We start from the raw sequence: 14173 nt of genomic DNA on the forward strand, positions 1-14173 counted from the left end.
ACAAATTGGAGGGTGTTTTTGATGAAAACAAGTAATAAATTAATGGTTGGATTAACAGTGGCTTCAGTTGTTGGGAAGATCATTGATAAAAGTATAATCGCTGGGAATATCAAAAAAAACACTCAAACTACATTTAATCTACACAAAGATAGTCCAGTAATTGATTCATCAACTTATGTACATCCATTTGCTTCTATTATTGGACAAGTTAATATTGGAAAAGATGTATTTATAGGTCCTTTTTCTTCGATTAGAGGTGATGAGGGATTGAGGATTCACATCTCAGATAAGTGTAATGTACAAGATGGCGTTGTATTACACGGTCTTAAGAATTTCGAATATACGAGTGTCTTATTCGAGAATTCTGTCTATCATAACGGCAATCCCTATTCAATTTATATTAGTGATCGTGTTTCATTAGCTCATCAATGTCAAATTCACGGTCCTGCTAAAATTGGAAAAGATGTATTTGTTGGGATGCAAAGCTTGGTCTTTGATTCTTTAGTTAATGAAAAAGTGGTTATTGAGCCAGGTGCGAAAGTAATAGGAGTAACGATTCCCGCTGGACGATATGTTTCTGCAGGAAAAGTAATTACTACTCAAGAAGAAGCAGATAATTTGCCAACGATAACTCCTGAATATAAGTATGCAAAATTTAACAACAAAGTCGTTAATGTAAATACTGAATTAGCTAAAGGATATAAGGACGATCAATAATGATAGAAATGGTTAAGGATATACTTCTTGTTCAAGGAAGAATCATTACAATTATTCCATTATTGTTAATCATAACCCTTATTGTTGGAAAACGATCTATAGGTGAACTTCCTGTTTTCGACTTTATTATTATTATTACTTTAGGTTCTTTAGTAGGGGCTGATATTGCCGACCCTAGTGTTGATCACATCCCTACTGCCGCTGCAGTTATTACAATCGGTATACTTCAACGAATCATTCAAGGAACGTCGATTAAGTATCGTAAGTTTGGTCAATTAATTACCTTTGAACCAACTATTGTCATTAGGGATGGGTTCTTCTTAGTGAAAAATATGAAGAAAATTAGGTATTCTGTAGATAATGTATTAACAATGCTTAGAGAAAATGGAGTTTTTGATACAGAGGATGTGGCACTTGCTATAATAGAAGCGAATGGCAATCTTACTGTGCAGAAGAAGCCTATGAAAACAAATGTCACTATTGAAGATTTGAAACTAAATAAATTGAAGTCAGGGATTGCTTATCCTGTTCTAGTTGAAGGCAGAATCTATTCCTCGATATTAGAAAAACTAAATCTAGATAATGAATGGTTGATAGCACAATTACAAAGAAAAGGGTTGCAAGTTGAAGATATCTTCTTCGCTTCTGTAACAGCCGATAATAAATTACACATATCACTAATTGATTATCCAAATGATTTACAGCCTACAATACTTCATTAGCACTTAAAAGGGTTGACCCCTTGTGTTTTTACTATAGAACTAGTTTACTTCTAGTTTCCAACTAAGGGGTCTCTTAAACCTGGTCAAGCATCTTTAGCTTTATCATGTTTAAGCTGTAATTAAACTATCTTTTATACTTTTATTAATTGCTTTTCGGTGCAGCCAAACAAATTTTTGATTTTCTTCTACAGTTAGAGCTGTTTCTTTTGGATCGCAATAGCCTTCACCCAAACCATGATATAACCATTGGTTTTCTGACTGCATAAGAGTCAGTTGTCCCCCACGTTCTTTGTCTTGAAAAACAAAATAGTATATATTTTTTGAAGAATCGTAGGCAGCAAATCGATTAAAATCTTTCATGAACATTTCAATGTCACTTGAACTTCTAATTATCATCTGCTCTCCTCCTTCTACCTTTTGTTAAAGGATTCGATATATCTAACAAATATCCTCTAAAAACTTTGATTTTTTTCAGTTATTTTATAAAAACAAATGTAAAAGCGGTTTCATTTTCAATTGAAATAGAATGGAAAAAGTGTTAGCTCCCCTGAAACTCATTGAAGAGACTAACACTTTATATTACAGACACATATTAACTCACCTTAGAAACTGTCTGATCAAAAGATTTATTCTTCAATTGGCTAACAATAAATGCACCAATTGCTTGGATTAATGTTTTTACTATTACCTGCCCCATAATCGCTGCTGGCACAGCTTCCCATGGAATAATTCCAGCACCTAGTGGACTTAGGCCAATTAACACAAAAATAACCGAATCTAACAGTCCACCAACCATACCGCTATAAAAGACTCTTAAACTAAGCGGTAATTTAAGTCGGGTGTAAATTTCAGTATCAGTTGTTTCAGCTATTGCAAATGATAAAGCAGATGCCACAACTATAAGTAATGTATCTCCTAGCGAGAATGAAGCAATTGCTGATAAAATCAATGCAATCCCTATAAATAAATATGTCTTTTTACGACCATATTTATTTTGAACTAAATCACGAAAAATAAATGTTCCACCTATTAAAAATGTTCCCATTGGAACTAGAAAAATTCCCAATGCAAGTGGAGCGAATTTCGCTGTTATAACATTGGCTAAAACGATTGAAGCTAAATACAAAAATAATCTCATGTTTCCTTCCTCCAAATAGAAAAACAGCACCACTAAGAAAGAGTACTGTTTCTCCTTAGTTTTTTAAAGAGGGTAGCTAAAAACCTCTACCGCTATAAGCGGTTTAATTCAATTAATTCATTTTATCATTATACCATCGAATTTATGTGTAACTTATTTTTTGAAAATTTATTTTTTGTTTGTTCTGTAATTAGTTAGACGATCTGGTACTAGTAGGATTGTATTTTTCGGTAGATGAAATACGGCATTTGCTCTAGGTTTCTTTTCACATAAGTTTAATAAACTTCTAAGTTGATCTCTTAAAATCAACTCTTCCACCGTTTCACTTTGAACAGGATAAAACCACTCAGTTAGTACTCTTTTTGTTTCCACACTAGGTCTCTTTTTTATTCGTTCATAGAGTTCAGCTTCCATTTGTTTATATCCAATAAATTTACTTGGACCAAATAAATTCAAATGGGGAATATAATACCAGTGCATAAATTGTGGTAACTGCTCTTTTATTTCTAATTGCTCCAATAAATCTCTATTAAATTGTTTCATATTAATAATAACGTCATTATAATCGGTGACCAGTTGACTCTCATTATACATATTCATACACCCCTACTACCTTTTTACTCTTAAATTTCATTTTACATGATGTTTAGAATATCTCCAATTTATTTCTATTATTCTAGCTCTTTATATTAAAAATTTACAAAACGACCGAAAAGTTAGTCAAGATGAATCTGTCTACATTGTTTGATATAATAGGAAATCATGATTTATTATTAAAAATTTAATTTGGAGGAATAACACTATGATCAGATTTGGAGTAATCGGGACTAACTGGATTACTGAATCGTTTATTAATGCAGCATCTGAAATACAAGACTTTGAATTAGCTGCTGTTTATTCAAGAACTAAAGAACGCGCCGAAGAATTCGCTTCTAAATTTAGAGTATCTACCATTTTTACTGATTTGGAGGAAATGGCTCAAAGTGAATCAATTGATGCAGTTTATATTGCCAGCCCAAATTCTTTACATTCGAAACAAGCCTTGATTTTTTTAGAGAACGGTAAACATGTTTTATGCGAAAAGCCTATTGCCTCTAATTCAGATGAATTGAAACGTATGATTAGCACGGCAAAGGATAATAACGTGTTATTAATGGAGGCACTTAAGACCACTCTTTTACCTTCATTTAAAAATATACAGAAACATATACATAAACTCGGAGAAATTCGTCATTATTTTGGTGGCTATTGTCAATACTCATCACGTTATGATGCTTACAAATCAGGGATGATCCTCAATGCATTCAAACCTGAGTTCTCTAATGGTGCTATCATGGATATTGGTGTTTATACAATCTATCCAATGGTCGTTTTATTTGGTAAGCCTGATGAAGTAAAAGCGAATGCGATTATGCTTGAATCTGGAGTTGATGGGGAAGGAAGTATTCTATTTAAATATAAAAACATGACAGGCTCTGTTATGTATTCTAAAATTACCAATTCGTATATTCCGTCCGAAATTCAAGGTGAAAATGCAAGTATGATCATAGATAAGATTCATACACCAGAACACATTGAAATTCGTTATAAAGATGGAACCATTGAAGATATATCGATACCAAATGAACATCCTCCGATGTATTATGAAACAGAAGAGTTTATTAAATTAATTAAAAATCAAACATATGAATCATCTGTTAATTCTTATACTAATTCATTACATACTCTTCAATTGCTGGATGAAACGAGAAAGCAAATTGGTTTACATTTCCCTGCAGATCAACGATAACGTAAGAAAAGCGTAAAGAAGTAGAGATTAGCTAATTTTATATTTTTCTATCAAATTAAAAAAGGCAGTTCACGAGGCCCCTCTTTGTGAACTGCCTTTTCAATTATAAATCGACTTTAAAGGCAAAATCAGGATGACTTTCTACAATTTCAAAATCGGGATGATCTAAAGATTTTGTATAAAGGTCTTCAGGTGCGAACCATAAGTGGTCATTTTTAAATTCGATCCCGGCTCCAAAATAATACGCCATCCAAACAAGTTTGGAGCAATAAATAAACTCATTCTCATCTAGTGGTTCACTTAAAGTGAATTTAAATTTTGGTTTTTTCGTTCCTTCTTTATTATAGTCATCCAAATATTTTTTCGCATATTCAGCTGCTTTCTTCCCAACGTCTGATGAATTCGGCCGTATGACAACATGTTTTGGATGATCATTTTTGAAACTGGTAATAGAAACTTTTCGAATAATTGGGTGAATAGGGATCGCCTCAATCCCATGTGTAGAATCTACCGCAATCACTGAATGGCCCATGTATCCATAGGGCAACCCATTTACATTATCACATGCTACAAGAATGTCTCCAGGTTTATAACTAATTTCAGCTGTTTCATGGTGATTTCGAAGCCTAATAGGATGTTGCTCTGTTAAACTATATAAATATCCATTTGAAAGTATATCTGCCTTTATAATTAGAGTATCCGCATAATTATAAGGTAAATTCAACGACATGTCGTTTAAATACGATATACTACCTAAATAAAATTGATCAATATAAAGAGAGATATTGAATAACTCGGTATCTGATTGTTTAACGATACGTATTTTATCTTCATATCTCTCCACATTAAAAAGCATGTACATATTAGTTTCACTCCCCTATCTCCATATAAGATATTCTTAAAAAGAGGGAATGTGAAACTAACTAATGTAAATACTTTAAATATCAAATATTGAATAAAACAGTTTCCAGCTCTTACTAAGCTGCGTTCATTTCTTTAATCTCTCGGGTCTTAAAGTACCTGTTTATCACAAACCCAAAAAAGGAGGCAAGTAACTGTTGGAATAACATCCCAATTACGACCGGAACAGCAACAGGCGCAGGAAAATAGGAAACTGCCAAGACAGCTCCTGCACTAATATTCCTCATTCCACCCGAAAAAGTGAGAGCAATGATCGTCTCTTTGTCTCTTTTAAAAAGGAATCCAATAATAAAGGAAAATAAGTAGCCAGTAAAAGCGATTATTAAAACAACGATCGAAATGACCGCCAACTTAAAGTCTATTTTTTGTATGTATGGTGCAACAACCGATCCATTAATCATAACAACTATACCTAGGCATATTTTTGAAAATGGGGATAAACGAGGGCTCCATACTTCTTTGATTCGTCCTTTAGTATACTGATTTAAAACCATACCCAGCAAAGAAGGAAGAACAACCATACCAAACAACCCCATCATGATATGTAAAACATCCATTTCTACCTTTTCTCCTACAAATAGGGAAAGAGTAAGCGGAACAATTAAAGGTGATAAAATTGTATCAATAAGAATAATGGATAGGGTGAGAGCAATATTCCCTTTGTAAATAGATACCCATAGGAAACTAGTAATTCCGGTTGGAATAATCATCCCAAGAATGAGTCCTGTCATTGTAAAGATATCTTCTTGAAAGGTTATTAGCCCAATTCCCCAAGCCCATAGTGGCATGATCACGTGTAGAATTAACATGGCTATAACCAAAGGTAAGGGGGTTGTCATAACTCTCTTTAATGAGGAAAAACTTGAGCTTAAACTCCCTGTAAAAGTAATAAATGCGAATATCCACGGGATTAGGTATGATAACCCCTTTAGTTCTGCGCTAAATAACACACCTAAAGCCAAACTCACTGGTGTAATGAGAGGCAAGTATTTTTCTAACATTCTATTCATTCGTAATAACACTTGAATATTCTCCTAGATTACTTATTTATTCAAACACTAACACCTAGTCTTTTTCTTTGACAATAATGGACGTCCATTTTGCCATACTATATCAACAAGTAATTCAAAAAAAGAGGATAAGATTTTTGTAGAAATCATCTCCCGTGTTAATCCGGAAGAAAAAATCTTTCCTTTCCTTAATAATATCGTATGTGTAAAAATAGGAAGAATTTCTTCAACATGGTGTGTGACATATAAAAGTGTTGGAGCATCAGCCCTCCTAACGATTTGCTCAATCGCTTCTAAAAGATTTTCTCGAGCAATAAAGTCCAGTCCATTAGTTGGTTCATCTAATATGAGTAAGTCAGGTTCAGCCATTAAGGCCCTAGCAATTAGGACTCTTTGTTTCTCTCCCTGTGATAGAGTTTCATAATTTCTGTCAGCATACTCAATACATCCTAGCTCTTTTAATAACGATATGGCTTTCTCTCTCATTTCATCCGTTGGCGTCTGATACAAACCGATTGAAGCAAAACTTCCACTCAATACAATCTCATAGGCACTATCACTAGGATAAAATTTCTGCTGTAATGAGGATGAAACCATCCCTATATTCATCCTTAGGTTCTCTCCTAATGGACTTTTCCCAAAGGTTTTTCCTAATACGTCCATCTTGCCTTCGGTTGGAAATTCATAAGCATTCAAGAGATTTAATAAAGCCGTTTTTCCAGCACCATTTAGCCCAAATATTGTCCAATGCTCACCTTTGTTAACTTTCCAATTGATATCTTGTAGTATCCATTTTCCATCCTTTTTTAGAGAAACCCCCTCTAATCGAAAAACCATATTCAGACTCCTTTCAGGTACTTTTTAACTATTTGACTATCATATCATTATTACATGATAAACGAATAAGGATTCTAACTATTAGAACTATTGAAACGTCTTTTCAACTCATCATAAGTTAACTCATTCGTATTTTCAACATGCCAGTTTGACTGCTTCACAAGAGAGCATCCGTTTCCAATCCCTACAGAAAACATGTCAGTTGATAGAATCGCTGTCATACCTGCTTCTCCGTCTTCAAGTGCAGCACAATTTCTATAAGGAACACCTAAAGAATCTGCTGCTGTAAGAAATATTTCGGGGTCTGGTTTTCCTTTTAACAGGGTCTTAGGATCAACCATTACATCGAAGTAGTGACCTAATCCAACCTTCTGAATGACTGTTTTCTGATTAGAGCTTGAAGATGCAAGACCCATTTTTATCTGATTTTTCTTTAATTCTTCTAAAAATGGAACAATTCCAGGGAGTATAAATGTTTCATCCAAGGAGTCTATAAAGGCTAGAAAAGTCGTATTTTTTTTTGCCGCTAACCTCTCCTTTTCTTCCAAAGAAAAATGTTTCCCTGTTCTCTTTACCATTAGTTCAATTATTTCCATTCGTGGTATTCCTTTTACCTTTTCACTATCGTTGTATGTAAATGGTATTGATAATTCTTCGGCAATCACTTGATTAGTGCTATGATATATTTGGTCAGTATCTACAATTACCCCATCCATATCAAATATTACTGCTTGGAGTTTTTTTATATACATAGGCTCCCCTTTTTCAAATGTGACATAAATAAATAATAACGATATGGATGAACTTCGTAAAGAAGGCAAGAGGTTGTCTCAAAACAATAACCCCTATGATGACAAACGAACAGGTTTTAACACACTGTAAGGGCAGCGACCTCACTCCCCCTACAGTAATGCCAGTTATTTAGCCTTGATTCTTAGTTGTTTTTGCTGCGTTATTATCTACCGGGGAAGTTTCATTTCCTGTTGTTGCCTCATATCCAACACGGTATGCATAATCTTTTTTTTCTTTTAGTGCATCTGGCATTTGGTATTGTTTATTATTTTTTTGTACCATATTTCCTCCTATAAAAAATTGAAGTTAGGCCTCTTAATAGACCCTCAATCATTACTATCTCTTTCCCTATACAATCTATTCACAATGAATTTTCGAACTACCTTTAAACAAATAAAATCCGCCTAATAGACGGATTAAAGTTCGCTTAACGTTCTACAATTTCCAATAAATTTGAGTCTTTTATCGAGATTGCTTGTTTTCCAAATTGCTCCCAACCTGCGATAAATTTGTCAATTGCAATTTTACTGTTTTTCTCTGTTTTAAATGGATCATTAAAATAAACGAAATCCTCATCGAAACCAGTTAATAAAACGGAGTGTTCCCTCATTGTGATTCTAATATCTCCATTTGCTGTCTTCCACGTTTCCCAAGCGCTATCAGGTAACTTATTAAATGTGCTCGTCACAATCACCCATACAGGCTTTCCTTTTAATAACTGATTCTTTATTTCGTTAAAGTTACTCCCGGAAAGGTTTAATACTTTTCCTGGTAAATATTTTTCGGCAAGATCCTCAATTGGTTTATGATAAACTGCATAGCCTGGCTGACTAAAAGAATATATATCTCCTACAAAGCCCTCATTTGGATCTCCATAATGCCCGTCTTTACTAAATGGAACTTTCGGTATTTCTTCAGCTAATGTGAGCTTATCTACCTTAATTCCTGCAAATTGTAAAAGCATAGCCAGACTTGTTATTTCGCAGCCACGATCTAATTCTGGAAATTGAGTAAGAATTGGAGCGTCAATCAAAATTTTATTATTTATCTCCTTATAACTAATATTGAGTGATCTTCTTTCAACTTTCTTTACCATTTCGTCTAATTGAATCTCATTATTCTCATCTATAGCTTTTTCGATATAACTAAAGTAAGCCATCATAAGAAGTGAACAGCCCCACATGAAATTCTTAAATAATAGCATAGCCTACCCCTCTCGGATCAAGGTTTGATGTCAAAAACGCCGACATTTCAGTTACCTATGAGCCAGGAGACACATCTAATTTTTCGCAAGATAGAAATATGAAAGACTATGACATTGTATTATTACTTTTTGATATTTATTCATATAAGTGCGATTCAAGACACTAAAGGACCAATTCTCGCTGTACTGAGAATTAGTCCATATAATGAATGATTCAATTATTGTTTAACATAAAGGCTGTTTTCGTATAGATTGTTGCTTTTAAAGCCGCAGGCTGAATACACTCCGCGTCCGGCGGGTGACCAGTGAGCCTCCTCGTCGCTCATGCTCCTGTGGGGTCTCACTTTGGCCACTGGTCCCACAGGAGTCTACGTGTATTCAGCCTGCTAGTAACTACCGTTTCAATGTTTATGTCTAAAACAACAAACTTTGAGAAAACAGCCAACATAAATCACATCGAACAAGTTGGTGTTGTGTATTAATAGGTCCTAATAACATACCCTTCATATACACCTTCAATATTCAAATCTTCTTGACTGTTTCTTAATTCTTCTACAATTTTGGAAAGAAGATTTTCTTCTACAATAGAGTGTATATATAAAAATCTAATGGAGCCTATATCAGTCTCCTCTACTTCCTCATAAGATTTTAAATGATAAGTATCAATTGCTTTTCTAATGATCCTTTTTATACATTCAAGATTCCCAGAATCAAAACTATTTATCTTACTTTTTTCTTCATTTACAAAATCAATTAAATTAGAACCCATTAAACCTTCTCCTTTTAAAATAACGATCTATTACCAGTTTTTCCAACGTCCTTCTGGATCAACACTTGCAAGCCGAACCCATCCATTTTTAACTTTTTCTCGGAACCCAGAATCTTTATTTAATAACCGTTCTATATACTCATTAGGTGCTTGAATGACTATTAGCAAACGAAGAGGAGAATGATAAGCCTCGATATCTGATTTCATCACAGATTGCCATGGTAGCCCTGTCAACAAATCACTTGCATTCCCCTGCATAACACCAAGTCCTGCTGTTACGGTCTGAGTTGCTTTATTTCCGCTGCCATAATAGTGAGGAGCTACCGTTGATGCGTAATATTGCAGATTAATCCATTGGGTCACCGTTCCTGGTCCTGCAATGATGTTTCCTAAGAGATCACCACTAGTATCCCGCTTCCATTCATAATTATGAAGGAAGGCTCTACCTTCCAAGTCACAGTCCTTAGTTAGTTCGCGTTGGCCGATAATAAAAGCGGCATTTCGAGCTAATCCCCATTCCGGACGGATTTCACTCCAATCTTCAGCAAATCTGTGTGCCTCAGCGTTTGGATTTATAAATTTAGATTGAAAATTCGGTAATTTTGATAGACGTTCTGTATTTGCATTATGGCTCACTTTCGGCATAACAGCCGCGAGACGTTCAAACGCTTTTTTCGCAGCTTCAGAAAGTTCAGGAACATAAATCCATTGCAATTCATCTACTGTTGTTTTATGCTCAGCAGCTATGAAAACAGTGTCCTTTGGGATCTCTATTTCTTCATAAAAAAGCTTTTCTCTTACCTCTGGAAGATTGCATAAAGTAGCTAAAACCCTTGCATTAAATCCACCTGCTGCTCCACCGCAGGCACCACAGTCAAGCGCTGCAGCAAAAGGATTATTGGCACTTTGACTACCATGTCCGCATATTACGACTAATGGTGCGAAATTCTCTGTTAGCCCCATCATTTTTAGTGCTTGACTCGCATAACTCACTTTTTCTTCGTCTGAAAAACCAACAGGTACCTCATCTTCGTTGTTGTGGACCTGATTGATTGAAAGCTTTGTTTTAGGTTTGCGAAGCCAATTCTCATGAAGGTTACGCATAAACCGATTTGCTCTTCTAGGTACAAAACTACTGGCTATCATCTGTAGGGTTGACCATGGTCCACTTATCTCAGGTAAAACTAAGCTCGCAAGTACATTCTGTTTCATCGCTTTAAATGTATAGCTTAAGGAATTAACTGCTTTCTTACGTTGTTGATATGATTTGAGTTCTGATTCATCTGTGGACTCTGTTATTTTGTGCAGAGGCTTTAATATAACCGGCAAGGAAGAATGACTGTGATTACTCCCGAGTTCATTAGTTGCAATCGGCAAGCCAAAGAAACCAGCAATTCCAATCGTTTCAAACGGACCTTCTTTTTCAATTTGACGACGAAAAGGTTCTGAGCGTACATCAATGCAGAATGCTAATTGGGCTAATACAGACTTTTCATTTTTGATATAACTTTGCTTAGAGCTAATCTTCTGACTTAATCGATCTGTGTGTGTTTGTTCCCATGCTTCTAACCAGAGCTTCCTGCAGAGCGTCTCGTCAAACCTGTAAGCAAATATTAAATAGTCGTTTTGTTCAGCTTGAGACATTTTAGACCATTCCTCGATTGAGAGGCCCCCCCAATGAATCCAAGAAGCTAAAAGGGGAGTAATTGAAACCTTTATCTTAGATTGTTGTCTGGGACAAGGTAAATAAGGTTGCATCAGAGCCCATTCCAAAGTAATCCGAATTGCCAAATAGTCTGTTAGGATTGCATGTTCATGGGTCGAATTTCGGGAGCGCCAAAGCATCATTCCTGCCCACCCAGGCAAGGAAAGCAAATGACCCTCTAGATAAGTCTGAATCTCAGGTTCAGGAATCTCTAGTTCGAATAACGCTTTCTTTAAAGCAGTAGGTGCATCTTGTGGCAAATTCTTCAAATGTTTACGTTGATGTTTACTCAGGGCAGGATCATATTGAATGAGACGTTGCCAAGCACTATAAAAACCTTCCTCACGATTTGGCATTGCCCATCCTGCCTGAGAATCATCAAGATATAATTTACACCACTTGATGACATGATGATCTAGTATATCGACTAACCTTTCACCATCCTGATTCTCTATATGTGAACTCATTGGTTTGATTAGCGAACTTTCGTTACGATCCGTATTCAGTCCACTTAATTCCTCTACAAACTTATCCAACTTATGTGATGTTAAAAGGTCGGAAGGTAATGGTTCTAATTTTAGTGCAGCATGACAAAATCGCTCTGCCACGTTCCGTGGGACATTAAACGTATGTGAATCAAGCCAGTCCTGTAGACCCATAGCTACAAAAGATTCATCGATCTCACCTTTACTTTTTGCCGAAAGGATCATAGAAGAACAAGGATAGATATCAATATCACGAATATTTTTTAACCAATCTGCCACCTGTTCAAAAGATTGCGTTTCAAAACCCATCCAGGGATTACGTGCCGCAAAAGTAGAGATTGGCCAAAGTGGTGCAATCACCCGACTAGCTAGTTGAATTAGATCGTCAATATCGCGTTCTGGAAGATCAGTATTTCTATCTTTACTTTTTACATTTTCTAACGTTAATACAGATGTTCTACTCATCACTGATTACCTCCTTGTGATAAATATTGTTTAAGGTACGTGGGATGACTTTCTACCGATTTTGTTTTTGCTTCACCTAATCGGACTAACCAAAGATAGAGCAATGAAAAGGAAGCAGAAGAACGATTTCGTGCGACCCAAGTACCTATAGCACTACCGAATAATAAGAAGCATAAGACAATGATAACAACTGACATTGGAGGTTGAACACTTTGGTAAACAGTTGTATGCAACCACTCATAGAAGAGGTGATGAATGATAAAATAAACAATGGCAGATCCACCCAAAAATGATAATCCAGCAATTCGCCCCATTTTCCCCTCTCCAAAAGCTACGAGTTGTGTCCAAGAAACAGAAAATGACCACCCTAAGATTAGTGCACTAATTAATTGATAACCTTCTCCAGGAGCCAAGGACCAAAAAGCAACACCTACAATTAAGCCCAAGGTTCGTCCAACAATGATCCATAAATAAGATGATCGATCATTAACGCGAGTAGACACTTCAAGACGACGTACTGCAGAACCAGCCTGTAAAAACAGGGTAGCCTTGAACAACCCATGTAAAATAAGATGAATGATGGCTGCTATATATGCACCTAATGCACATTGAATGAGCATAAAGCCCATTTGTCCAATCGTGGAGCCCACTAACTGACGTTTATAGTCAACTTGGACTAAACTAATTCCAGATCCAATCAATACAGAAATACTTGCAACAATAAGTAAAATGATTGATGCTACATCACCGTTAAATAGAAGTGAGAATCTAGTTAGCAAAACCCCTCCTGCATTTACTAAACCTGCGTGCATAATCGCAGAAACAGGAGTCGGTGCAACAACAGACTCAATTAACCATCGTTGGAAAGGCCATTGGGCTGCAGGGATGATTACGGCTAATACAATCAACAAATTAGTCCCTGTTCTCTCCCACGCTCCAAATAGAGCTACATTTTCGTCTGTTAGAGCTAATGATAATTGCCATTGACCTGTCACTTGAAAAAGCCAAATCACCGCAACTAATAATGAAAACCAACTTAAAGTAAATAAACGACCAGAGATTTTGGATGCTTCACTAGCTAATTTCCATCCACGGTTTAACCTAATAAGTAAGGTTAAACCGACAAGAGTTGCTCCCCAACATAAAACCATCAAGCGTAGATCATCACTTAGCCATGCAGTTGACGCAACACCAGTAGTGAATGTAAAAAGCAGAAAATATAGTCGATAACACCGATCACCCATTAAGTAACGCATGGAAAAACGTTGAATAATTAAACCAATTGATAGAACAAAGAAAGCCATTAACCACGCTAAGGAATCAAGGTTCCAGGGACCAACAACTCCATTCAGTGCGGGATTAGCAAGAGCCAATATGGAAACCAGTACCGGTAAAGCAAGGACACCGATATGTATGCGAACAAAACTCAAGGGTACGCGTGGGTGTAAAAATAACAAACCACTTAGCACTGATGTAATAAGCAAAATAAAAAATAAGGTTACTAATGATGACGAACTCAGCCATAATAACATTTAAAATTCCCCCTTCTTAATGACGTATCTTATATAACTCGTTAAAATTCAACAATCTTTTAGAAAAAAGCCAATAAAAAAACCGAC

15 protein-coding genes and 1 riboswitch are annotated in these 14173 nt (G+C 35.7%); of the genes, 3 read left to right on the forward strand and 12 right to left on the reverse strand.

What is annotated here, in order from left to right; translation table 11 throughout:
- Window positions 1-21 precede the first annotated feature (21 nt).
- Both BLQ56_RS05440 and BLQ56_RS05445 read left to right on the forward strand, forming a co-directional pair.
- Window positions 22-717: a gamma carbonic anhydrase family protein gene (locus BLQ56_RS05440; protein WP_090850731.1), complete on the forward strand. Its 696-nt coding sequence runs from the start codon at window positions 22-24 to the stop codon at window positions 715-717.
- Window positions 717-1439 (forward strand): DUF421 domain-containing protein, encoded by a 723-nt coding sequence (locus BLQ56_RS05445; RefSeq protein ID WP_090850733.1) that lies wholly within the window; start codon window positions 717-719, stop codon window positions 1437-1439. Before BLQ56_RS05440 ends, BLQ56_RS05445 begins: the two co-directional genes overlap by 1 nt.
- A gap of 108 nt (window positions 1440-1547) precedes the next feature.
- Here BLQ56_RS05445 and BLQ56_RS05450 read toward each other — a convergent pair whose 3' ends face one another.
- From BLQ56_RS05450 to BLQ56_RS05460, 3 genes are all read right to left on the reverse strand, one after another.
- Window positions 1548-1835, reverse strand: a complete 288-nt coding sequence (locus BLQ56_RS05450) for a hypothetical protein (protein WP_090850734.1) — start codon at window positions 1833-1835, stop codon at window positions 1548-1550.
- A gap of 196 nt (window positions 1836-2031) precedes the next feature.
- On the reverse strand, window positions 2032-2577 hold the full coding sequence (locus BLQ56_RS05455) for a VUT family protein (RefSeq protein ID WP_090850736.1): 546 nt from the start codon (window positions 2575-2577) through the stop codon (window positions 2032-2034).
- A gap of 49 nt (window positions 2578-2626) precedes the next feature.
- A riboswitch (PreQ1 riboswitch) is annotated at window positions 2627-2670 on the reverse strand.
- 75 nt (window positions 2671-2745) lie between these two features.
- A complete protein-coding gene (locus BLQ56_RS05460) occupies window positions 2746-3171 on the reverse strand; it encodes a hypothetical protein (protein WP_090850738.1) in 426 nt (141 codons plus the stop codon).
- 208 nt (window positions 3172-3379) lie between these two features.
- Here BLQ56_RS05460 and BLQ56_RS05465 point away from each other — a divergent pair, with 208 nt between their 5' ends.
- Window positions 3380-4366 (forward strand): Gfo/Idh/MocA family protein, encoded by a 987-nt coding sequence (locus BLQ56_RS05465; protein ID WP_090850740.1) that lies wholly within the window; start codon window positions 3380-3382, stop codon window positions 4364-4366.
- 103 nt (window positions 4367-4469) lie between these two features.
- Here BLQ56_RS05465 and BLQ56_RS05470 read toward each other — a convergent pair whose 3' ends face one another.
- From BLQ56_RS05470 to BLQ56_RS05505, 9 genes are all read right to left on the reverse strand, one after another.
- On the reverse strand, window positions 4470-5228 hold the full coding sequence (locus tag BLQ56_RS05470) for a hypothetical protein (protein ID WP_090850742.1): 759 nt from the start codon (window positions 5226-5228) through the stop codon (window positions 4470-4472).
- 115 nt (window positions 5229-5343) lie between these two features.
- On the reverse strand, window positions 5344-6309 hold the full coding sequence (locus BLQ56_RS05475; RefSeq protein WP_090850744.1) for a bile acid:sodium symporter family protein: 966 nt from the start codon (window positions 6307-6309) through the stop codon (window positions 5344-5346).
- 36 nt (window positions 6310-6345) lie between these two features.
- Window positions 6346-7134: an ABC transporter ATP-binding protein gene (locus tag BLQ56_RS05480; RefSeq protein WP_090850746.1), complete on the reverse strand. Its 789-nt coding sequence runs from the start codon at window positions 7132-7134 to the stop codon at window positions 6346-6348.
- Between the two features lie 74 nt (window positions 7135-7208).
- Complete coding sequence (gene pgmB / locus BLQ56_RS05485) at window positions 7209-7886, reverse strand: beta-phosphoglucomutase (RefSeq protein ID WP_090850748.1); 678 nt, start codon at window positions 7884-7886, stop codon at window positions 7209-7211.
- A 169-nt stretch (window positions 7887-8055) separates the two neighbouring features.
- Entirely contained in the window at window positions 8056-8208 is a 153-nt protein-coding gene (locus BLQ56_RS23325; protein WP_175490189.1) for a hypothetical protein, read from the reverse strand.
- Window positions 8209-8353: 145 nt separating this feature from the next.
- Entirely contained in the window at window positions 8354-9130 is a 777-nt protein-coding gene (locus BLQ56_RS05490; RefSeq protein ID WP_090850750.1) for a C39 family peptidase, read from the reverse strand.
- A gap of 478 nt (window positions 9131-9608) precedes the next feature.
- Window positions 9609-9899 (reverse strand): DUF6407 family protein, encoded by a 291-nt coding sequence (locus BLQ56_RS05495; RefSeq protein WP_090850752.1) that lies wholly within the window; start codon window positions 9897-9899, stop codon window positions 9609-9611.
- A 30-nt stretch (window positions 9900-9929) separates the two neighbouring features.
- Window positions 9930-12554 carry a DUF2309 domain-containing protein gene (locus BLQ56_RS05500; RefSeq protein WP_090850754.1) on the reverse strand — a complete coding sequence of 875 codons (2625 nt, stop codon included), beginning with the start codon at window positions 12552-12554 and terminating at the stop codon, window positions 9930-9932.
- A complete protein-coding gene (locus BLQ56_RS05505) occupies window positions 12554-14086 on the reverse strand; it encodes an NADH dehydrogenase subunit 5 (protein WP_090850756.1) in 1533 nt (510 codons plus the stop codon). The genes BLQ56_RS05500 and BLQ56_RS05505 overlap by 1 nt, the downstream gene beginning before the upstream one ends.
- Window positions 14087-14173 lie beyond the last annotated feature (87 nt).

Origin of the sequence: Litchfieldia salsa (assembly GCF_900104555.1) — a bacterium.
GTDB lineage: Bacteria > Bacillota > Bacilli > Bacillales > Bacillaceae_L > Litchfieldia > Litchfieldia salsa.